Raw genomic sequence first — 21,028 nt, 5'->3', positions numbered from 1 at the left:
TAGCCATGGCCCGGTGACTGCCGGTTTCGGCGGGGTGAGCGACAGATGACGGCGCAGGTCAGTCGCCGAGGCAGATCGTCTCGTAGCTGCGCGCCGCGTCGAAGCCGAGCTCGAGCTGGTCGACGGTTCCGTCGGGGCACTCGGCGCCGCCGACCATGAGGCCGGTGACCTTGCGTGCGCCGTCCTCCGAACAGGTGACCTCGCCGCCGTCGCCGTTCACGCAGTCGCCCGTCACGAGCTGACCACCGCCCATCCCGGGATCACCGGGGTGGTCGTCGGACAGGTTGCGGGCACAGACCGCCTGCGTGTCGCCACCGGCTTGGCCGCTCTTCTGGAAGACGATGTCTGTGCCGGCCGGGCAGTGCACCTGCGCCACCGACACGGCGTCCTGGATGTCGAGGACGGTGACCGTGGCTTCGGGGTCGTCACAGGACAGCGGCCGGTAGGTGTCGGTGGCGGCGTCGATGTCCTCGGCCGACGGGTCGGGGCCGGCACACGAGTCGACCGCCCAGGTCGCGCCGGGTTCCTCGCTGGTGTCGGGGCCGAAGAAGTGGAAGCCGACGGCGGCGATCACCGCCGCCGCGACAAGGAATGCAACGATGGACCAGATCCAGTCTCGTCGGCCGGAGTTCTTGCCTCGGCCGCTGCCGTCGCGCCCGTCGCCGCCGTCGGCGGGGTTCGTGGGCGGGCGGCCGGGACCGGGCGCGGTCGGCGTGGCGCCGGAGCGGGTGGGGAACTGGCCGGACTGGAACTGCCCGGACTGGAACTGGCCGGATGGGAACTGACCGGACCGCTGCTGACCGGGCTGCTGCTGTTGACCGCCGGCCGGGAACCGGCCCGACTGGAACTGGCTCGATGGGAACTGGCCCGACTGCGGTCGGCCGCCGTTCTGCGGGGGAGCGTTCGGCGTCTGGCGAGGCTGACCGCCGGTGCGCGGCCGGCCGGTCTGGCGGCGCGGGTCTGGCTGGTGTTCCGGAACACCTGCGTCCGGTGACACGGGGGAGGGCATGAGCCGCACATTAGCGACGTACGGGTGAATCGCGAAAGGGTCTCAGGTACTTTCGTTGCAATTGCTGGCCTCACGGTCATCAAGTGGGTGAGCGGACGGTCGTCGGGCACAGCTTTCGAGAGCCGCTGCTACGATCTTCGGGTCGCGACTGGCGTCAGGTGGATCACCACCGGGGAGCGACGAGTCATGCCGACGACGGGTCGTTCGCCTGGGCCCTGGGTCACCTCGTGGAGGGTGTGCGCCCGGGCAGTTCGTGTCACGGTGCGTGGGCTCTTCCACCGCCGTCCGACCATTCCCCGTCCCGCATGAATCGAGGAGCCATGAGCGCATCGACCCCCGACCCGCTCGCCACCCCGCTCGCCGAGCTCGACCCCGAGATCGCCGCCGTCCTGGACGGAGAGCTGGCTCGCCAGCGCGACACTCTCGAGATGATCGCGTCCGAGAACTTCGTACCGCGCGCGGTACTGGAGGCCCAGGGCTCGGTCCTGACGAACAAGTACGCCGAGGGCTACCCGGGCCGCCGTTACTACGGCGGCTGCGAGCAGGTGGACATCGCGGAGAACCTCGCGATCGCCCGCGCCAAGGACCTGTTCGGCGCCGAGTACGCCAACGTCCAGCCGCACTCCGGTGCCCAGGCCAACGCGGCAGTGCTGCACGCCCTGATCAACGCCGGTGACAAGATCCTCGGCCTCGAGCTGGCCCACGGCGGCCACCTCACGCACGGCATGAAGATCAACTTCAGCGGCAAGCTGTACGACGTCGGCTCCTACGGCGTGGACCCGCAGTCTCACCGCATCGAGATGGACGAGGTCCGCAAGAAGGCGCTGGAACACCGGCCCGACGTCATCATCGCGGGCTGGTCGGCCTACCCGCGGCAGCTCGACTTCGCCGCGTTCCGCGAGGTCGCCGACGAGGTCGGTGCCAAGCTGTGGGTAGACATGGCGCACTTCGCCGGGCTCGTCGCGGCAGGGCTGCACCCGTCGCCGGTCCCGCACGCCGACGTCGTCTCCTCGACCGTGCACAAGACGATCGGCGGGCCGCGCTCCGGCTTCCTCCTCGCCAAGGAGGAGTACGCCAAGAAGCTCAACTCGGCAGTGTTCCCGGGCCAGCAGGGCGGCCCGCTGATGCACGTGATCGCCGCCAAGGCGGTCGCGTTCAAGATCGCGGCGACCGAGTCGTTCAAGGACCGCCAGGAGCGCACGCTGCGCGGCGCCTCGATCATCGCCGAGCGGCTCTCCCAGCCCGACGTCGCGGCCGCGGGTGTGTCAGTCCTGACCGGCGGCACCGACGTGCACCTCGTGCTGGTGGACCTGCGCAACTCGGACCTCGACGGCCAGCAGGCAGAGGACCTCCTGCACGACGCCGGGATCACCGTGAACCGCAACGCCGTCCCGTTCGACCCGCGTCCGCCGCGCGTCACCTCGGGCCTGCGCATCGGCACGCCGGCGCTCGCCACGCGTGGGTTCGGCGACGCCGAGTTCACCGAGGTCGCCGACATCATCGCGACGGCCCTCAAGAACGGCGCGGCAACGGACATAGACGCCCTGTCCGCACGCGTGGCAAAGCTGACGGCGGCCTTCCCGCTCTACCCGGGTCTCTGACAGACAATTCCCCTGTGTTGAGTGCTGGATCTTCGCCCTTCTGCGGCCGCTGGAGGGGCGAAGATCCAGCACTCAACGGGAGAGAGAGGACTGTATGAGCGCACAGATTCTGGACGGGAAGGCGACCGCCGCGTCCATCAAGGCGGAGCTGAAGGAGCGGGTGACAGCGCTGCGTGAGCGCGGCGTCGTGCCCGGGCTCGGCACACTGCTGGTGGGCGAGGATCCCGGGTCGCAGTGGTACGTGGCGGGCAAGCACCGCGACTGCGCAGAGGTCGGCATCGCGTCGATCCGGGAGGATCTCCCGGCCGACGCCACGCAGGAGGACATCGAGGCCGCGGTACGCCGGCTGAACGAGGACCCGGCCTGCACCGGGTACATCGTCCAGCTCCCGCTGCCGAAGGGCATCGACACCAACCGCGTGCTCGAGCTCGTCGACCCCGACAAGGACGCCGACGGCCTGCACCCCACGAACCTGGGGCGGCTGGTGCTCCGGGTCAACGAGGAGGTCACCTCATCGCTGCCGTGCACCCCACGCGGCATCATCGAGCTCGTCGAACGGCACGGGATCAAGCTCGCGGGCAAGGAGATAGTCGTCCTGGGCCGCGGGGTCACCGTGGGCCGCCCGATCGGCCTGCTGCTCACGCGGCGCGCGGTGAACGCGACGGTCACCCTGACGCACACCGGCACCCAGGACCTCGCCTCCCTGGTCCGGCGGGCCGACGTCGTCGTGGCCGCCGCGGGCGTCAAGGGCATCGTGTCCGGCGAGATGGTGAAGCCGGGCGCCGTGCTGATCGACGTCGGCGTCTCCCGTGAGACCGACCCCGAAACGGGCAAGTCGCGCGTCGTGGGTGACGTCTCGCCTGAGGCCGCGGAGATCGCGGGCTGGGTGTCGCCCAACCCGGGCGGCGTCGGCCCGATGACGCGGGCGATGCTGCTGGCCAACGTCGTGGAGTCGGCGGAGCGGGCGCTCGCGGGCTGAGCTTGGTAGTTCCGGCCGACGCCGGGGTGTGCTCCTCCTGCGGGAGGCACCCCGGCGTCGGCCGTTCTCTGCCTGGCTCCGTGGTCCGCTCGTCTCGCCTTGCCGAGGAAGGTCAGTAGGCCTGCGAACGCCACTCCGAGCGGGCCGGCTCTGGCTCCCGGGACCGGCCGAGCAGTCCGAGCACCAGGACGATCCCGGCGAGCTGTGCCACGGGCGCGTCGCCATCGACGAGGACGCCGTGCGATGAGTTTTCGACGGTAGCCGGGTCGGACTGGGGACGGGGCCGATGGGGGCCTCGACCAACTCAGGAGGACACGATGGTCAGCGTTCGAACGCATCTCTGGTTCGGGAACAACAAGGCCGGCGAGGCTGCCGCGTTCTACGCGGAGCACATCCCGGGCTCGTCCGTCGACCGCGTGCTGAAGGCGCCGGAGGACGCGCCGGGCGCCGAGCCGGGAGCCGACTTCGTCGTGGAGTTCACAGTGGGCGGCCTGCCGGTCACCGGGCTGAACGCCGGTCCGAACTTCACACTGAACGAGGCGTTCTCGTTCTACCTCTCCGTCGAGGGCCAGGACGAGGTCGACCACTACTGGGACCTCCTCACCGCCGACGGCGGGGAGCCCGGGCCCTGCGGTTGGTGCAAGGACAGGTTCGGGGTGTCGTGGCAGGTCATCCCCAAGGAACTGGAGGAGCTCTCCGGCACGTACTCGACGCCGGCCGAGATCGCCACGATGAACGCGATGCTCAAGATGGGCAAGATCGACGTCGCGGCACTGCAGGCGGCGCACGACGCGGCGTGACCCCAGTAGGCGCCGAGGCGGACTGTCAGGGGTGGCGGTTACGCTTCCCCGGTGCCTTTGATCGTCGCCACCGCCAATGTCAACGGGATCCGTGCCGCCGTCCGCCGCGGCATGGACTCCTGGATCGCCACCCGGACGCCGGACGTGCTGCTGCTGCAGGAGGTGCGTGCGCCCGACAAGGTCGCCCGCGAGCTGCTGGACGGCTGGCACGTGGCGCATGCGGAGAGCGAGGTCAAGGGGCGGGCCGGGGTGCTCGTCGCCTCCCGCCTGCCGATCGGTGAGGTGCGCACCGGCCTGGCGGCGCACGGACCCGACATCGAGGCCGGCCCCGACACCGGGCGCTGGGTAGAGGCCGACGTCGAGCTGCCTACCGGCGGCACCCTGACCGCGATCTCCGCCTACCTGCACTCCGGATCCACCAACCCGGGCCAGGAGCACACGATGGTGGCCAAGTACGCCTACCTGGAGAAGGTCACGGCGCGCCTGGCCGAGCTGTCCGGGGTGCAGGCGCCGACGATCCTGGCGGGCGACCTCAACATCGCCCACCAGAACGTCGACATCAAGAACTGGAAGGGAAACCTGAAGAGCGCAGGGTTTCTCCCCGAGGAGCGCGCCTACGTGACGCGCTGGCTCGACGAGCACGGGTGGACCGACCTCGGGCGCACCCACGCCGGGGACGGTCCGGGCCCGTACACCTGGTGGTCCTGGCGCGGTGCGGCGTTCGACAACGATTCCGGCTGGCGGATCGACTACCAGCTCGCGAACCAGGCGCTCGCAGGTGCGTGCCGCAAGGTCGAGGTCGACCGCGCGCCCACCTACGCGGAGCGCTGGAGCGATCACGCCCCGGTCGTGGCCACCTACGAGCTCTGACCGTCCGAGCGTCCGCCTCAGTAGAGCGACTTCGGTCCCTTGCCTCTCACGTTCTGTGATTTCGGTCCGTTGCTCTGAGATCGGTCAATCAACTGGCCGATCTCAGAGCAACGGACCGAAGTCGGCGCGCGAGGCCAGCAAGGGACCGAAGTCGCGCGGACTCGCGAACCCGTCAGTACCGGATCGCGTCGATCACCTTGACGCGCACCGCATAGATCGCGGGGATCAGCCCGGCCAGGGCACCGATCCCGACGGCGCACGCCATGCCCACCAGGGCGGCGTCGAACGGGAAGCCTGGCAGGTCCTCGAGCGGGCGGCCGAAGATCCGGTCGATCGGGATGTTCTTGATGACAGCCACCGCGACCACCACGCCGACCACGCCGGCCACGGTGGTGGCGACCACCGACTCCATGAGGACGCCGAAGAACACGCGCCCGCTGGTGGCCCCGAAGGACCGGCGGATGCCGATCTCCCGGATCCGGTAGCGCACCGTGACGAGCGCGATGTTGAGCAGCCCGAGCCCGCCCAGGAGCAGCGCGAACCCGCCCACGCCCAGCACCAGGTACTGCAGCACGCGGTCGATCACGAACGGCTCGTCCATGGGCTTCTGCACGTCGAACGGCACGCCCGCCGCCGCCAGGTCGCGCGGCAGCACCTCGGCGAACTGGGCCGCGAGCTCTGGCGGCACCCAGAACCGGTACCCGTCGGCCATCACCCGGTCGGGGAACCAGCGCATCGCCTGGTCGAACAGCATCAGGGCGCGTGGCCCCTCGTCGTTCCACTGCACGGGCACCTCGCCGATCACGGTGGCGGCGACCGGCGTCTCGCCCTCGATCACCACCGTCGGGTGCGTCGAGGCGGGGGCGCCGTCGGCATACGCGTCCAGGAATGCCTGGTTGACCACGAGCACGGGAGCCAGCCGCTCGGCGTCGGCGTCGCTGAACCACCGCCCCTCTTCCATGGTCTGCCGGGTGATGGTTGCGTTGTCGACGTCGACCGCCGACCACTCGACGTAGGTGCCGCTCTCGGCGCCACGGACCCGCAGGTCGGCGGTCGCGCGCACCGAGTGGTACGAGATTTCGTGGCGCTCGGCGACCGCGTCGACCAGCGCGTCCACCTCCGCGGGCGACATCTCCTGGCCGCCCATCGACCAGGCCTCGAGCGTGGTGTCGCGGCCGCTCATGCGCTCGTTCTCCTCCTGCATGGCCTGGCCGAACATCGTCACGGCAGCCGTGATGCCCGTGATCGCGGTGACGGCGCACGCCACGCCGATCAGCGCGAGCAGCACCCGCACCCGATGGATCCGTAGCTCGTCCCAGGCCTCGAGGATCGCGCCCACGACGCCGGTCATGCGGGAAACCCGGCGGTCTCGGCGGCGGACACGGCCGCGGGCGGGGCACCGGCCTCGGCAGCGGACTCGGCCACCGCCGCCGGCGCGTCGAGATGGATGCGGACCAGGACGCCGTCGGCCAGCCGGAACTGGCGGTCGGCGCGCGCCGCAATCGCCAGGTCGTGCGTGATGGTGACGAGCGCCGACCCGGTCTCGCTCGCGGCGTCGTCCAGGAGGGTCATGATGGCCTGGCCGGTCTCGACGTCGAGGGCCCCGGTGGGCTCGTCGGCGAGGATGACGCGGGGCCCGCGTACGAGCGCGCGGGCGATGGCGACGCGCTGCTGCTCGCCACCCGAGAGCTTCTCGGGCCGGGTGTCGAGCCGATCGCCCAGGCCGACCCGCTCCAGGGACCGGGTCGCGAGCTTCGTGCGGCTCCAGAACTGCTTGCCGCGTGCGTACAGCAGGGGTGCGGCGACGTTCTCGAGCGCCGTGCGGCCCTGCAGCAGGTTGAACTGCTGGAACACGAAGCCGAAGTCGTCGCCCCGCCGTCGGGCCAGGGCCCGGCTGCGCAGGCGGCCGACGGGCTCGCCCTCCAGCAGGTACTCGCCGGACGTCGGGGAGTCGAGCAGGCCGAGGATGTTCAGGAGGGTCGACTTGCCGGTGCCGGAGCGGCCGACGATCGCCACGTGCTCCCCCCGGCCGACCGTCAGGTCGACCCCGCGCAGGATCTCGAGCGTGCTCCCGTTCGGGAGCTCGACGTGCCGGGTGACACCCTGCAGGTCGACGAGCGGGGTGCCGGTCATCCGAAGCACTCCTCCTCGAACGCCTGCATCGCTTCCATGTCGCCCGTCATCGACGCTTCGTCGTACGCGGACGTGTCGTCGCAGTCGACGCCGCCCTCGGTGCCGTCGTCGATCGGAGTGAACTCGAGGATCTCCTCACCCGGCTTCAGGCCCTTGGTGATCTCGACCTGCAGGCCGTCGGTCAGGCCGAGGGTCACGTCGCGCGGTTCGGGTTCGGCGCCCGCCTTGGCGACCGTCCACACCTTTCCGGTCTGCGAGGTGCCGAGGACGGCGCTGATCGGGACCACCACGACGTCCTTCGCGTTGCCGTTGGTGATCTCGATCTCGGCGCCCAGGCCGGAGAACGCCTTGACCTTCGGCGGGATGGAGCAGCGGACGGCGCCCGTGGCCGCCTCCGGCGCCTCGCCCATGGCGTCCTCACCGCCCGTGGTGCCGCCGGCCGGCGCCTCGCCGATGGTGAGCCCGGTGCAGGTGAACGGCGCCGGACCGCCCTTCAGCGTGACCTCGGCCGTGCCCTTGGCGCCGACGAGGCGGTACTGCTGGTCGGCAGTCAGCGTGCCGGAGACCGACAGGGTGCCGGGGTCGACCGTGCCGATGGTCTCGCCCACGGTGACCGCCTGGTCCTTGAGGACCGTGACGTCGACGGTGCCGGAGACCGGAGCGAGGGCCGAGGTCCAGGTGACCTTCGGCTCCTGCTCGGTGATGGTCTCCTCGCCGCTCTCCTCGTCGACCTCGACGACGGGCTCGACGGGCTCCTCGGTCTTGATCCACAGGACGCGGACGTCCTTGTCGACTGATCCGTCGTCGACCTGGATCTCGGCGACGACGCCGTCGGCGGTGGCCTTGATCTCGACGGGCGGGTCGGATATTACCGACGCGGGCACCGTGACCGCGTTGGTGACGGAGCCCTTGGCGACGGGGATCACCGACTCCGTGATCTCACCGGTGGGCTGGAGGGCGTCCGGAGGGTCGAGCTCGGCACCCTTGAGGGCGAGCGCGACGAGCGCCGCGGCGATCACCGCCCAGATGACGATCCGGACGGTGGGGAAGACGTACTGGCGGACAGCACCCATGCGGGCTCCTCGCGGCGGGGACAGTGAGCTCTGCGACTGGCAGCCTGGCGGACATTAGCCCAGTTCGGAGCCGGGACGGGATGAAAGTGCGGGGTGAAGCCAAGTCTTTGCGCGCAGCGGAGAACCGGCTGGGCCGCTCCCGGTCTCACTGCTGCGCGACCCACACTACTATGCATTCCGAGATACTGATCGCCTGTCGAGGTAGAACCAGGGCGAGGTAGAACTGCACCGCCGCTGCGGTCCTACCTCGCCAGAGTTCTACCTCGCCAGAGTTCTACCTCGCCAGAGTTCTACCTCGCCAGAGTTCTACCTCGCCAGAGTTCTACCTCGGCAGCGTCGGGGTCAGGCCGCAGGGGCCGACGGCGGGGCCAGGAGGAACGCCGGGGGCGTGAGGTCGGCGGCCGCGAAGGCGTCCGCGACGGCCTGGGCCACCCTGTCGACGTCGGACAGGCGGACCAGGGCGATGGCGCTGCCGCCGAAGCCGCCGCCGGTCATCCGCGCGCCGAGCGCGCCCGAGGCCATGGCCGTGTCGACCACGAGGTCGAGCTCGCGGCAGGAGACCTCGTAGTCGTCGCGCAGGGACGCGTGCGAGGCCAGCATGAACGGGCCGACGTCGGCCGCGCGCCCCTCCCGCACCAGGTCGGCGAACCGCGCGGTGCGGTCGATCTCCGACACGACGTGGCGCACGCGGCGGCTCAGGACACCGTCGGGGTCGTGCGGCTCCAGCTCGGCCAGCGCCCGGTCGATGCCCATCCCGCCGAGGGTCGGCGCGATGTCGCGGAGCGACTCCAGCCCGAGCAGCTTCGCGGCCTGCTCGCACGCCGCGCGGCGCGCGCCGTACTCGCCGTCGACGTGCGAGTGCTCAGCCCTGGTGTCGACGACCAGGAGCGTCAAGTCGGCCGTGGCCAGGTCGAACGGCACGGGCACGCCGGACTCCAGCGGGCTCAGGCCCGGCCGGAAGTCGAGGAGCAGCGCGTGGCCCTCGCGGCAGCGCAGCGACGCCGACTGGTCGAGCCCGCCCGTGGGCGCGCCCGCGATCTCGTTCTCCGCGCGGCGGGTGGCGGCGACCAGCTCGGCACGCCCGGCGTCGGACTCCGCGAGGCCGAGGCCCGCCACTCCGTCCAGGGCGACCGCCACCGCGGCCTCCAGCGCCGCGGAGGAGCTCAGCCCGGCGCCGAACGGCACGCACGAGTCGACCGCGGCGTCGAAGCCGCGGATCTTGTGGCCCGCCTCGGCGAGGGCCCAGGCGACGCCGGCGACGTAGGCGCCCCAGCCGCTTGCCGCGCCGGGCGCGATGTTGGACAGGCGTGCCTCCCACACGCCCTCTGCCTGCGCCGATACCAGCCGTACCTGGTCGTCCTCGCGCGGCCGCAGCGCGATGTAGGTGCGGTGCGGAAGCGCCGTAGGCAGGCAGAGCCCGGCGTTGTAGTCGGTGTGCTCGCCGATCAGGTTGACCCGGCCGGGGGCGGACCAGACACCCTCGGGGGAGCCGTCGAACGAACGGGTGAAGAGCTCGTCAACCCGGCGTGCGCCGTCTTCGGCACTCCAGGCCTCGAGCCACTGCGGTTCAGTCATGGGGAACATTGTCTCTCGACATCAGCGGGTGGTGGTACGGAGCACGCGGACGGCGCCCGCCGGGACGTCGGCGTCGCCCGTGACGGCGTCGCCGGTGAGCAGGTCGGTGGCGGGTGCGGCCAGGGGCAGCTTCGCGTCGTCGTCCGTGTGGTTGATCGCCACGGTGTACTCGGCGTCGCCCCCGGTGCGGCGTACCACCTCCAGTCCCTCCACGATGCCCGACGGCGCCAGGCCCGCCTCCGCGTACACATCGGCCATGACCGTGGCCAGGGCGTCGACGTCCAGGTTCGTCGACACGTACCAGCCGGTGCCCGCGCCGTGCCGGTGCCGGGTGATCGCGGCGCCGCCGGGCTTGGGGCCGTCGGCGTAGGTGCCGACGGGCTCGGCGCCGGCGAGCACCAGGTCATCGGCCCAGACCGTGCCGGTGAGGTCGGTCGCGCCCGGCCCCGCCCCCGCGGCGTCCGCCCCGTACCGGACGGTGAGCGAGTCGCCGTCCCGCAGCGGCAGGAACTCCTCGACCCAGACGCCGAGCGCGTCGCGCAGCGGAGCCATGTAGCCCGCCGGGTGCACGGCGTCGTGCTCGTCGACGATGCCGCTGAAGTAGCTCACGAGCAGCGTGCCGCCGGCCTCGACGTAGGCGGTGAGGTTCGCGGCGTCGTCGGCCCTGAGCAGGTACGACGCCGGAGCGACGACCAGCTTGTAGCCCGACAGGTCCTGCCCCGGCCGCACCAGGTCGACGATGTGGCCGTCCCGCCAGAGGCGGTCGTAGTAGGTGTCGATCCGCTCGCGGTGGCTCGTGCCCTCGCTGGGCCGGTGCTCGAGGTCCTGCGCCCAGAACGACTCGTAGTCCCACAGCAGCGCGACGTCGGCGTGCACCCGGGAGCCGCGCAGCTCGGTGAGCCGGCCGAGGTTGGCGCCCAGGTCGACCACCTCGCGCCACACCCGCGACTCGGTCCCGGCGTGGGGGACCATCGCGGAGTGGAACTTCTCCGCACCCGAGCGGGAGGCGCGCCACTGGAAGAACATGATCGAGTCGGCGCCGCGGCCCAGGTGGGAGAACGAGTTGCGCGCCATCTCGCCGGGTCGCTTGGCGACGTTGCGGGGCTGCCAGTTCACGGCCGACGTCGAGTGCTCCAGCAGCAGCCACGGCTTGCCGCCCGCGACGGACCGGGTCAGGTCCGCCGCCATGGCCAGGCCTACGTGGCCGCGCGGGTCCGCGGCCCACAGGTAGTGGTCGTTCGACACGATGTCGACCTCCCGGCCCCACGCGAACAGGTCGGTCGAGGGGCAGCTCGTGGCCATGAAGTTCGTGGTGACGGGCGCCGTCGAGTGCTCGCGGATCGCGTCCCGCTCCGCGACGAAGCAGGCCCGGAGGGCGGCGTCGGAGAACCGCGCGAAGTCGAGCTGCTGCGCGGGGTTGGCCGACGTCGCCGTGGCGGCCGGGACCTGGACGTGTTCCCAGTCCGCGTAGTGCTGGCCCCAGAAGGCGGTGCCCCAGGCGGCGTTCAGCGCGTCGAGCGACCCGTACCGCTCCCGCAGCCACTCGCGGAACGCGCGCTGGGCGTGCACCGAGTAGTCGAGCGAGACCGGCGCACCGTACTCGTTGTGCACGTGCCACCCGACGACGGCGGGGTGCTTGCCGTACCGCTCGGCCAGCGCCGTGGTGATGCGCAGGGCCGCCTCCCGGTACGCGGGGGCGGTCGGCGCCATCAGGCCGCGCCCGCCGGGGCCCATCGGCGTGCCGTTCCGGTCGATCACCCGCGCGTCCGGGTGGGCGGCGTACAGCCAGGCCGGCGAGGCCGCCGTCGGCGTGGCCAGCAGCACCCGGACGCCGCCCGCGTGCAGCAGCCCGATCACCCGGTCCAGCCAACCGAAGTCGAACTCGCCCTCGCGCGGCTCCAGCAGCGCCCAGCTGAAGATGCCGAGGCTGACGAGGTTGACGCCCGCCTCGTTCATCAGCCGGACGTCCTCCGCCCAGACGTCCTCGGGCCACTGCTCCGGGTTGTAGTCGCCGCCGTAGGCGATCTGGTCGACGCCGGTCAGCCATCCGTCGTACTGCGGCCCGGGGACGAAGCTCGGGGTTTCAGGCATGGAAGGTCCTCTCACGGGCAGTGCTGTTTGGAACTACTCAAGCTTGGCTGTGGGCGTGATCGTTGCGGCTAAGACGGGCACGTAGCCGCAACGATCACGCCCACAACCAAAGCATGGTCAGTGGTCGGGCAAGACATGGACGGTCGCCGTGACGGGACCGTACTCCGTTGTTCCGTCGACGGTGAACGTGTCCGGGGTTGCGGTCGCGTCGTCGGGCACGTCCTGCCAGGAGACGCGGACGCCGTCGACGTCGTCGTCCGCCGGGGTCAGGACGTCGACCGTGCGAGGTAGCCGGACCCGGCGGTCCACCGCGGTGACCACGTGCACGGTGTCCTCCAGGACATGCGTGACGTCGCTGTCGCGGTAGACGTCGAGCGAAGCGTTGGCTTCCGGGAAGCGGCCCGCGCTGGTCTCGACCCAGGTGAACATGGACTGCCAGCTCGCGGGCTCCCAGGTGAGCACACCCTGCACCCGGTTGCCGGGCACGTCGTTGGCTATCTGGAAGACCCGCTGGATGGCGTCTGCCTGGCCCTGCACCGTCACCGGGAACGGGGAGTTGGGGAGCGGCGTCGGGTCGCCGGGCGGCGAGCTCGCCGCCGGGTACGAGGTCTCGGCGATGTCGAGCGCGTACTCCGGAAAGGCGTCGGCCATGGTGTGCAGGTTCTGCTCCAGGGCCTCCGGGGTGCCGTGCCACTCGGGATAGTAGGACAGGGCGAGCACATCCGGGGCGGCGTCGGCGGCCTCGAGGCGGCTGAGCAGCTGCGTCCAGAACTCCATCGTCTTGGGGAGACGTCCCTTGTCGACGATCGCGTGAATTTCGACCTCCGACTCCGGGGAGGCCTCGCGCACCGCGCGGATGCCGGACGCCATGAGGGTGCCGAACCGGTCCCACTGCTCCGTGTAGAGCTGCTGCTCGGCGGGGTCCTCGCTCTGCCAGTACTTCCAGAGCAGGCCGCCGCCGGGCTGCGACTGGTAGACGTCTGCCTCGTTCGTGAAGTACGGCGGCGCGGTGGTGCCGATGATCTCCGCCTCGCTGCCGTACAGGAAGCCGTTGATCACCTCGTTGCCCACCGCGACCTTCGCCGGGGTGGTGCCCTGCTCCTGAAGTTGCGTCAGGTAGTCCGCCGTGAAGTCGTGCACCTCCTGGGTGAGCTCGTCGAAGGGCAGCTCCGCCCAGGCGCGCGGCTTGGGCTGCTTGCTCGGGTCCGCCCAGCTGTCCGCGTAGTGGAAGTCGATGCCGAGGCTCATGTCGTGGTCGACGATCTCGCGGGCCACCGTGAGCGAGCGCTCCGGTCCTTGGTACGCGGGGTCGGTCTCGACGCCGGTGGTCTCGTCGCGCGGGTCGTTCCAGATGCGCAGGCGCAGGTGCTCCATGCCGCGGTCCTTGACGACGTCGAGCAGGTGCGGGCCGGGGTCGGGCGCACCGGCCAGGGCCGCCTCGGCGTCAAGGTAGTACGGCTGGTCGCGCTCCTGGTCGGCGTAGGACAGGTCGGCGCCGAGCTTCAGGTCGTCGCGCAGGTAGTTGTAGGCATGCACCTCGGCGACGCCGGTGCCCGGCCGCACGACCAGGAACCGGACTCGCAGGTAGCGGATGCCCTCCCGGTCGACGAGGGCGGTGGTGCCGGCAGCGCCGCTGCGGCCGTCGCTGTGGTCGGCGAGGGTCTTCCAGCGCTTCCCGTCGGCGGAGCCCTCGACGACGTAGCGCGCGGGCGCCGCGTCCGCGAGGACCACCTCGACCTTGTGCAGCCCGTCGTAGGCGCCGCCGAGGTCGATAGTGAGTGCCTGGCCCCGCTTGCCGTGGTGTGTTCCCGACGACGACGCGGCCGGCCGCCAGGCGGTGCCCTCGTCGCCGTCGAGCGCCTGGCCGGCATCGGCATCGTTGCTGGTGGCGCGGGCTGTGACCCAGTCCTTGCCGGCGAGGTCGGTCTCGACGGGCTGGATCACGGCCTCGCCGTAGCCCGCCGCCGCCGGCCCGATCGCGAGGCCTGCCGTCGTCAGCGCGACGACCAGGGCGGCGCCGCCCGCGAGGCCGCGCCTGCGATGTGTGCTGTGTGTCATGAGGAGGACTTCCTTGTCCAGAGTCGGGAGCGTTCGTCCGGGGTACCGACAACGCTTTGCCCTCGACGCGCGCGGAAACACGCTTCCCGACGGCGAATGAGGGCTCTGAGCTCAGCAGCATTGTATCGATTTACGGGCGACTGTGGTTGGTTTGCGTGGGTCCGGCTGAGGTTGCCTTGTGGGCCGGGTCACGTCGCGAGTGCAGACCTGGTCGCTGCCCCAGCTGCCGGCTGCAGACTTCGTCGCGGCCACAGGCTCTGTATCCGCAACCATGTCTGCAGTCGCTGGGTGAGACGGCTACCAAGTCTGCACTCGCGGGATGTGCGTCGTGCCGGGTGTTCAGCGCCGGACGGCCGACAGCACCTCCTGCTCCTCGTCGCGGGTCAGGCCCGTGATCTTGGCGGACGGTGTGGCGCGGAGCCACGCGAGGGTGTCGCGGGTGGTGTCGGCGAACGGTCGGATCTTCAGGCCGGCCTCCAGCGAGGATGTGACGTCGTGCGCCAGGAAGCCGGCGTCGACGAGGTCGGCGACCCAGACCGGGATCGACCGGGGTCCCGACCAGGGCACCACTTCGTGCTCTGCGAGGACCTCCGGGGCGACGGCGACGAGCTCCGGGTCGGCCCCGGCGCCGGCGGCCACCTGGGCGAGCAGCTCCGACCGGGGCAGCGGCGGGCAGACGGCGTCGAAGTCCCCGGTGGTGCCCTGTTCGGCGGCCGTTATTATCCACTCCGCGAGGTCGCGGACGTCGACAAGCTGCACCGGGGCGTCCGCGGGCTCGGGGACCAGCACCGGCAGACCGTCCTCGGCCGCCTGCGCGAACCGGGCGGGCCAGTAGGCGAACCGGCCGCTCGGATCGCCCGGCCCGACGATCAGGCCCGGCCGGATCACCAGGGGCGCCGCCACGCCTGACCGGACCAGGTTCTCGCACGCCACCTTCATCGCCCCGTACACATCAGGGCCGGACGACGGGTCCTCGTCGGTCTCGACCGGGTCGAGCAGGGGGAGCGTGGCGGGCGTGCCGCCCACGGTGGTGGTGTCCGCGTAGACGTTGACGGTGGACACGAACGTCCAGTGGGCGTCCGGGAAAGCCGCCACCGCGCTGCGCACGTGCGAGGGGACACGGGAGACGTCGACGACGGCGTCGAACTGCGCCTCGACCAGCTCCGCGGGCACCGCCTCGGCGCGGTCCCAGCGCACGAGCGTGGCGCCGTCGGGCACCGTGCCACTGACGCCGCGTGCCGCGCACGTGACGTCGTGCCCGCGGGCCACCGCGGCTTCCGCGACCGCGCGGGACAGGAAGACCGTTCCACCGAGAACCAGGATTCGCATGGTGCCCACCGAACCGCATCGCGGACGCCGGGGCACGCTGATCTGCTCTTGGCGAATCTTCGCCGGGCGTACGGGCGCTCGCCCTCGGCACGGCCGGGCGGACGAGACCAGGTGCTGCGGCAGTACCGGGAGCGCACGGGCATCCTCGTCGCCCCTCCCGCCGCTCGCCGGCTGCCCCTTGCCGGTCGCCGGTCGGCCTTACCCCACCAACGCCGCCCGCTCCTCCTTCAGGAAGTCCGCGCAGCGCTCCCCGATCATCATCACCGTGATGTTCGGGTTGACCGTCGTGATCTCCGGCATCACGGACGCGTCCGCGACCCGCAGCCCGGTCACCCCCTTGACCCGCAGCTGCGGGTCCAGCGGGGAGGAGTCGTCGTCCGCCGCGCCCATCCGCACCGAGCCGGTCGGGTGGTAGACGGTGTTGTGCGTACGGGAGATGTAGTCCGCGATCTCCTCGTCCGTCTGCACGTCCGGGCCCGGGTACAGCTCCGCGCCCGCCCACTCGGCCATCGCGGGCTGCGCCACGATCTTCCGCGCGAGCTTGATGCCCTCGACCATGACCTGCATGTCGTACGGGTCGGTGAAGTAGCGGGGATCCACCTTCGGCTTGTCCCGGAAGTCGCGGGAGCGCAGCCGGACCGTGCCCCGGGAGCGCGCGTGCGTCACGTTCGGCGTCAGGCAGAAGCCGTTCTCCGTGGTCGGGTAGCCCTGCCGCGCCGTGTGCATGTCGAACGGCACCGAGCCGTAGTGCATCATGAGGTCCGGCCGGTCCAGGCCCGGCTCGGTGGCCGCGAAGATGCCGATCTCCCACCACTGCGTGGACGAGGTGACCATAGGCTGCTTCGCCTCCCACTGGATGACCCCTTCGGGGTGGTCCTGCATGTGCGAGCCGACGCCGGGCGCGTCCACCAGCACGTCGATCCCCACCTCCGCGAGGTGCTCCGCCGGGCCGATGCCCGACAGCATGAGCAGCTTGGGCGAGTCGATGGCGCCCGCCGACAGGATCACCTCGTGCCGCGCGGTCAAGGTCCGGTGGTGGATGAGGTCCGGGTCGAGCACCTCGACGCCCGTGCACCGGGTGCCCTCGAAGGTCAGCCGCTTGGCACGGTGCTCGGTCAGGATGGTCAGGTTCGGCCGGTCGAGGATCGGGTGCAGATAGCTCACCGACGACGACGAGCGGACGCCGTCCTCCCGGGCGTTGATCTGGAAGAAGCTCGCGCCCGTCACGACCGTCGAGCCGTCGTTGAACTGCACGCGGGGGATGCCCGCCTGCTCGCACGCATCCAGCACCGCGACGCCGCACGGGTCCGTCGACGGGACCTGCCGGATCCGAACCGGGCCGTCGTGCCCGTGGTGCTCGCCCGGCTGGTCGTTGTTCTCCAGCTTCGCGTAGTACGGCCGGGACTCCATCGCCCGCCAGCCCGTGGCGCCCAGCGCCTCCCACTGGTCCAGGTCCTCGGCCGGGGCCCAGAACGCTATGCACGAGTTGTGCGAGGAGCACCCGCCGAGCACCTTGGCGCGCGCCTGCCGCATGAACGAGTTGCCGCTGGTCTGCGGCTCGATGGGATAGTCCCAGTCGTAGCCCGACTCCAGCAGGCCCATCCAGCGGTCGAGCCGCAGGATCGCGTCGTCGCCGACGTCGGACGGCCCCGCCTCCAGCAGCGCGACCGAGACCGCCGGGTCCTCGCTGAGCCGCGCGGCGACGGCGGCGCCGGCGGAACCGCCGCCGATCACCACGTAGTCGAAGGCGCGCTCGCCGGTCTGTGCGCCGGCCTGCCTCTCGGGGTGCTTCGCGGGCAGCTCAGTCATCGGTCCCTCCGAACCAGCCGGTCACCGCCGGGCGCAGGTTCTGATAGATGTGCTTGGACTCCTGGTACTCGGCCAGGCCGGCCAGGCCGAGCTCCCGGCCGAACCCGGACTGCCCGTAGCCGCCCCATTCGGCCTGCGGCAGGTAGGGGTGGTAGTCGTTGATCCAGATCGTGCCGTGCCGCAGCCGGTTCGCCACCCGCTGGGCCTTGCCCGCGTCCTGGGACCAGACGGCGCCCGCCAAGCCGTAGATCGTGTCGTTGGCGATCTCGACGGCCTCGTCCTCGTCCCGGAAGGTCTCGACGGTCACGACCGGACCGAACGCCTCGTCGACGACGGCGGAGCTGCCTCGCCGGACGCCGTCGAGCACCGTGGGCAGGTAGTAGAAGCCCTGCTCCAGCTCGCCCGTGCCCCACTCGCCGCCGCAGCGGACGACGGCGCCCTCCTCGACCGCCTTCTCGACATACGCGGTGACCTTGTCCCGGTGCGCGGCGGAGATCAGCGGCCCGGTCTCCGCGGCGTCGTCGAACGGGCCGCCGAGGCGGATCTGCCGCGCCCGGCGCACCAGCTCGTCGACGAAGCGGTCGTGGATCGACTCCTCGACGACCAGCCGGGCACCCGCGGAGCACACCTGCCCGGAGTGCACGAACGCCCCGTTGAGCGCGTTGTCCACGGCGGCGTCGAAGTCGGCGTCGGCGAAGATGACATTGGGATTCTTGCCGCCCAGCTCCAGGGCGACCTTCTTGACCGTCGCCGCCGCGCTCGCGGCGATGATCCGGCCGGTGACGAGGCCCCCGGTGAACGACACCAGGTCGACGTCCGGGTGGGCGGACAGCGGCGCGCCCGCCTCGGGACCGGCGCCCAGCACCAGGTTGGCGACGCCGGCCGGGACGCCGGCGTCGGCCAGGACCTCCATGAGCAGGACGGCGGTGTGCGGGGTGAGCTCGCTCGGCTTGAGCACGAACGTGTTGCCCGCCGCGAGGCAGGGCGCCACTTTCCACACGGCCTGCAGCAGCGGGTAGTTCCAGGGCGAGATGAGGCCGCAGACCCCCACGGGCTCGTGCACCACGCGGCTGAGCACGTCGGGGCTGCCCGCGTCGACGACCCGGCCGGCGTCGACCCCCGCGAGCTTGGCGTACCAGCGGAAGCAGGCGATGCAGTCGTCCATGTCGATGCGGCTCTCGACCAGGCGCTTGCCCGTGTCGCGGGACTCCGCGAGCGCGAAGTCCTCGGCCCGCTCGGTCAGCAGGTCGGCCACGCGGTGCAGGAGCGCGCCGCGCTCCGGCGCGGTGGTCGCCCGCCAAGGGCCGGCGTCGAACGCCTTCCGGGCCGCGGCGATCGCCCGCTCGGTGTCGGCGGCGGTCGCCTCCGACACCTCGGCGACGAGCGAGCCGTCCGCCGGGCAGCGGATCTCGCGGGTGCCGCCCGCGGCCGCGGCCTGCCAGGCGCCGTCGATGTACAGGGTGGTGGGTGTGCTCATGGTGGTGCTCCGGTCGGGGCGGGCGGGACGTGCGGGCGTGCCGTGCTCAGCCTTCCAGCTGCTCAGCCTTCGATCTGCTCGGTGTCGTGGGTGGGCGCGCTGCTCGCGTGCAGGAAGAGCAGGTGCCGCTCGTACTGGTCCAGGACGTCGGCGATGAGCTGTTCCTTGGCGTAGTCGGTGACGTCGTAGCCCTGCGTGCCCTCCGCGAGCAGGACCTCGACGCGGAAGTACGTGTCGTCCTGGTCGGACGTGTTCATCCGGAACGTCGGCGTAGGGTGCGCCTGCGGCCACAGCGTGTACGTGAACGGGGCCTCGTCGCCGTGCTCGACGGTGAGCGTGATGGCCGGCAGCCCGGTGTCGCCCACGGTCGCCTCGGTGCAGGACGTCGTGATGTCCTGCTCCTCCAGCGCGGCGGAGACCTCGGTGAGCGCGGGCCGGACCGTCTTCTCGATGAACCGCAGCACGTGGCGCCGGTCGGGGAAGCTGACCAGCCGCAGGAGCCGCTGCCGCCAGCCGGGGGCGCCGGTGGTGGCGGCGTGCCCGATGCGGCCGGACAGGCTGGACGGCAGGGCGGTGCGCAGGGTGTCGAACTTCTGGCCCTCGGTGCGCAGCACCTTGTAGAGGGCGAACATGACGCCGAACATCACCAGGGAGAAGGGCAGGCCCATGATGATCGTGCCGGACTGCAGCGTCGTGATGCCGCCGGCCAGCAGCATGCCCATCGTGAGGAGGCCCGTGGCGGCCGCCCAGAAGACGCGGAGCCAGATCGGCCCGTCGTCGCCTGCCTGGTGCAGTCTGGTGGTCAGGTGCGACAGGACGAGCGCGCCCGAGTCGGCGGACGTCACGTAGAAGAGCAGGCCTATGAAGATGGCCAGGCCGATCGTCGCGGGCGCGGCGGGGAACTGCTGGAGCAGGGCGAAGATGCCTGACGCCGGGTCGTTCACCGCGGCGTCGCCGAACGCGGCGCCCTCGGCGCCGCCGTTCCGGATGTAGTCGAGCGCGCTGTTGCCGAAGACGGACACCCACAGCAGCACGAAGACGAACGGGATGGTGAGCGTACCGAGCACGAACTGGCGGATGGTCCGGCCGCGCGAGATCCGGGCGAGGAACAGCCCGACGAACGGCGCCCAGGCCACCCACCACGCCCAGAAGAAGAGGGTCCACGCGTTCATCCACTCGGTGGGCGCGTCGAACGCGTAGGTGTTCAGCGTCATGCCCGGCAGCCGGGACAGATAGTCACCGACGTTCATCACCAGGCCGTTGAACAGGAACGTCGTCTTGCCGGTGACGACCAGGAAGAGCACCAGCAGCAGGGCGAGCACGACGTTGAGCTCGGACAGGCGCCGCACGCCGCGCTGCACACCCGAGACCACCGAGAGGGTCGCCATCACGACGGCGAGCGCGAGCAGCGCCACCTGGGCGCCGACGCCGATCGGCACGCCGACCAGGTCGGAGAGCCCGCGGTTGAGCATCTCCACGCCGATGCCCAGGGTGGTGGCGAGGCCGAAGATGGTGCCGATCACGGCGGCGATGTCGACGGCGTCGCCGAGCTTGCCCCAGACGCGGTCGCCGAACAGCGGGTGCAGCACGGAGCGGATGCTCAGCGGCATGTTGCGCCGGTAGGCGAAGTAGGCGATGGCCATGCCCATGAGTGCGTACATGCCCCAGCCGATGACGCCGTAGTGGAACAGCGTCCACACGATGGCCATCCGGGCCGCCTCGACGGTGCCGCCGTCGCCGACGGGCGGGGCGAGGTACTGGGTGGCGGGTTCGGCGACCGAGTAGAACATCAGGTCGGTGCCGATGCCCGCGGCGAACAGCATCGCGGACCAGGTGAAGAGGCCGAACTGCGGCTTGGACTGCTCCGGGCCGAGCTTGATGCGGCCCGCCCGGGAAAGGGCGACGCCGATGACGAACACCAGGAACGCCGCGGCCGCGACGAAGTAGTACGCGCCGAACCAGTCGGAGATCCACGTGACGGCGACGCCGATGTACTGCTCGGTCTGTGCCGGCCAGATGATCGCGGCGAGGCCTACCACGAGGATCAGGGTCGCGGACCCGAAGAACACTGTTGGATTGATCCTGCTGTGTCGGCGTTCTACCGGCGGGCTGTCGACGGGCGCGGACGGGCTCTCGGTCTTCACCGGGCTGCTCATGTTTTCCTTCGTCGAGGGCATCGGGCGGTGCCCACCGTACAACTACATGAAAATTCACCCGTTGCAGA

Annotated in this window: 15 protein-coding genes and 1 riboswitch; of the genes, 4 read left to right on the top strand and 11 right to left on the bottom strand. The window is 71.2% G+C overall.

The annotated features are described in order from the left end of the window. Positions 1–58: 58 nt before the first annotated feature. Positions 59–1,009, bottom strand: coding sequence for a hypothetical protein (locus EW117_RS04660; protein WP_129784172.1), 951 nt, complete (start codon positions 1,007–1,009; stop codon positions 59–61). A 134-nt stretch (positions 1,010–1,143) separates the two neighbouring features. Beyond that, positions 1,144–1,230: riboswitch (ZMP/ZTP riboswitch) on the top strand. 99 nt (positions 1,231–1,329) lie between these two features. Here EW117_RS04660 and glyA point away from each other — a divergent pair. From glyA to EW117_RS04640, 4 genes are all read left to right on the top strand, one after another. Next, the gene (gene glyA, locus EW117_RS04655; RefSeq protein ID WP_129784170.1) at positions 1,330–2,610 is read left to right on the top strand and encodes a serine hydroxymethyltransferase; all 1,281 of its coding nucleotides are present in this window, start codon (positions 1,330–1,332) and stop codon (positions 2,608–2,610) included. A gap of 94 nt (positions 2,611–2,704) precedes the next feature. After that, positions 2,705–3,589 (top strand): bifunctional methylenetetrahydrofolate dehydrogenase/methenyltetrahydrofolate cyclohydrolase, encoded by an 885-nt coding sequence (locus EW117_RS04650; protein ID WP_129784168.1) that lies wholly within the window; start codon positions 2,705–2,707, stop codon positions 3,587–3,589. Between the two features lie 317 nt (positions 3,590–3,906). Then, positions 3,907–4,389: a VOC family protein gene (locus tag EW117_RS04645; RefSeq protein WP_129784166.1), complete on the top strand. Its 483-nt coding sequence runs from the start codon at positions 3,907–3,909 to the stop codon at positions 4,387–4,389. 51 nt (positions 4,390–4,440) lie between these two features. Continuing rightward, positions 4,441–5,259 carry an exodeoxyribonuclease III gene (locus EW117_RS04640; protein WP_129784164.1) on the top strand — a complete coding sequence of 273 codons (819 nt, stop codon included), beginning with the start codon at positions 4,441–4,443 and terminating at the stop codon, positions 5,257–5,259. A 172-nt stretch (positions 5,260–5,431) separates the two neighbouring features. On the opposite strand, the gene EW117_RS04635 is transcribed toward EW117_RS04640, so the two are convergent. The 10 genes from EW117_RS04635 to betT form a co-directional block, all read right to left on the bottom strand. Continuing rightward, the gene (locus EW117_RS04635; protein WP_129784162.1) at positions 5,432–6,610 is read right to left on the bottom strand and encodes an ABC transporter permease; all 1,179 of its coding nucleotides are present in this window, start codon (positions 6,608–6,610) and stop codon (positions 5,432–5,434) included. Continuing rightward, a complete protein-coding gene (locus EW117_RS04630; protein WP_129784160.1) occupies positions 6,607–7,392 on the bottom strand; it encodes an ABC transporter ATP-binding protein in 786 nt (261 codons plus the stop codon). Before EW117_RS04630 ends, EW117_RS04635 begins: the two co-directional genes overlap by 4 nt. Further along, positions 7,389–8,465 carry a permuted SH3 domain-containing protein gene (locus EW117_RS04625; RefSeq protein WP_129784158.1) on the bottom strand — a complete coding sequence of 359 codons (1,077 nt, stop codon included), beginning with the start codon at positions 8,463–8,465 and terminating at the stop codon, positions 7,389–7,391. The genes EW117_RS04630 and EW117_RS04625 overlap by 4 nt, the downstream gene beginning before the upstream one ends. Before the next feature lie 342 nt (positions 8,466–8,807). Further along, positions 8,808–10,040 carry a galactokinase gene (gene galK, locus EW117_RS04620; RefSeq protein WP_129784156.1) on the bottom strand — a complete coding sequence of 411 codons (1,233 nt, stop codon included), beginning with the start codon at positions 10,038–10,040 and terminating at the stop codon, positions 8,808–8,810. 21 nt (positions 10,041–10,061) lie between these two features. Then, positions 10,062–12,131, bottom strand: coding sequence for a beta-galactosidase (locus EW117_RS04615; protein ID WP_129784154.1), 2,070 nt, complete (start codon positions 12,129–12,131; stop codon positions 10,062–10,064). Positions 12,132–12,248: 117 nt separating this feature from the next. Beyond that, on the bottom strand, positions 12,249–14,189 hold the full coding sequence (locus tag EW117_RS04610; RefSeq protein ID WP_129784152.1) for a glycosyl hydrolase 53 family protein: 1,941 nt from the start codon (positions 14,187–14,189) through the stop codon (positions 12,249–12,251). Positions 14,190–14,528: 339 nt separating this feature from the next. Next, positions 14,529–15,518 (bottom strand): NAD-dependent epimerase/dehydratase family protein, encoded by a 990-nt coding sequence (locus EW117_RS04605; RefSeq protein WP_165362468.1) that lies wholly within the window; start codon positions 15,516–15,518, stop codon positions 14,529–14,531. Between the two features lie 198 nt (positions 15,519–15,716). Further along, positions 15,717–17,327: a GMC family oxidoreductase gene (locus EW117_RS04600; RefSeq protein ID WP_129784148.1), complete on the bottom strand. Its 1,611-nt coding sequence runs from the start codon at positions 17,325–17,327 to the stop codon at positions 15,717–15,719. Then, positions 17,320–18,804 carry an aldehyde dehydrogenase family protein gene (locus tag EW117_RS04595; protein WP_129784146.1) on the bottom strand — a complete coding sequence of 495 codons (1,485 nt, stop codon included), beginning with the start codon at positions 18,802–18,804 and terminating at the stop codon, positions 17,320–17,322. Before EW117_RS04595 ends, EW117_RS04600 begins: the two co-directional genes overlap by 8 nt. A gap of 62 nt (positions 18,805–18,866) precedes the next feature. After that, a complete protein-coding gene (betT, locus tag EW117_RS04590; RefSeq protein ID WP_129784144.1) occupies positions 18,867–20,960 on the bottom strand; it encodes a choline BCCT transporter BetT in 2,094 nt (697 codons plus the stop codon). Positions 20,961–21,028 lie beyond the last annotated feature (68 nt).

The organism is Promicromonospora panici, assembly GCF_900608595.1.
GTDB lineage: Bacteria > Actinomycetota > Actinomycetes > Actinomycetales > Cellulomonadaceae > Promicromonospora > Promicromonospora panici.
This window is presented reverse-complemented; position numbering and strand designations above follow the sequence as displayed.

What these genes read in the sequence shown, in the direction of transcription:
- betT (WP_129784144.1), bottom strand. Translation starts at nt 20,960, where the DNA reads ATGAGCAGCCCGGTGAAGACCGAGAGCCCGTCCGCGCCCGTCGACAGC.
- EW117_RS04650 (WP_129784168.1), top strand. Translation starts at nt 2,705, where the DNA reads ATGAGCGCACAGATTCTGGACGGGAAGGCGACCGCCGCGTCCATCAAG.
- EW117_RS04660 (WP_129784172.1), bottom strand. Translation starts at nt 1,009, where the DNA reads ATGCCCTCCCCCGTGTCACCGGACGCAGGTGTTCCGGAACACCAGCCA.
- EW117_RS04610 (WP_129784152.1), bottom strand. Translation starts at nt 14,189, where the DNA reads ATGACACACAGCACACATCGCAGGCGCGGCCTCGCGGGCGGCGCCGCC.
- EW117_RS04600 (WP_129784148.1), bottom strand. Translation starts at nt 17,327, where the DNA reads ATGACTGAGCTGCCCGCGAAGCACCCCGAGAGGCAGGCCGGCGCACAG.
- EW117_RS04625 (WP_129784158.1), bottom strand. Translation starts at nt 8,465, where the DNA reads ATGGGTGCTGTCCGCCAGTACGTCTTCCCCACCGTCCGGATCGTCATC.
- EW117_RS04630 (WP_129784160.1), bottom strand. Translation starts at nt 7,392, where the DNA reads ATGACCGGCACCCCGCTCGTCGACCTGCAGGGTGTCACCCGGCACGTC.
- EW117_RS04615 (WP_129784154.1), bottom strand. Translation starts at nt 12,131, where the DNA reads ATGCCTGAAACCCCGAGCTTCGTCCCCGGGCCGCAGTACGACGGATGG.
- glyA (WP_129784170.1), top strand. Translation starts at nt 1,330, where the DNA reads ATGAGCGCATCGACCCCCGACCCGCTCGCCACCCCGCTCGCCGAGCTC.
- galK (WP_129784156.1), bottom strand. Translation starts at nt 10,040, where the DNA reads ATGACTGAACCGCAGTGGCTCGAGGCCTGGAGTGCCGAAGACGGCGCA.
- EW117_RS04595 (WP_129784146.1), bottom strand. Translation starts at nt 18,804, where the DNA reads ATGAGCACACCCACCACCCTGTACATCGACGGCGCCTGGCAGGCCGCG.
- EW117_RS04605 (WP_165362468.1), bottom strand. Translation starts at nt 15,518, where the DNA reads ATGCGAATCCTGGTTCTCGGTGGAACGGTCTTCCTGTCCCGCGCGGTC.
- EW117_RS04635 (WP_129784162.1), bottom strand. Translation starts at nt 6,610, where the DNA reads ATGACCGGCGTCGTGGGCGCGATCCTCGAGGCCTGGGACGAGCTACGG.
- EW117_RS04645 (WP_129784166.1), top strand. Translation starts at nt 3,907, where the DNA reads ATGGTCAGCGTTCGAACGCATCTCTGGTTCGGGAACAACAAGGCCGGC.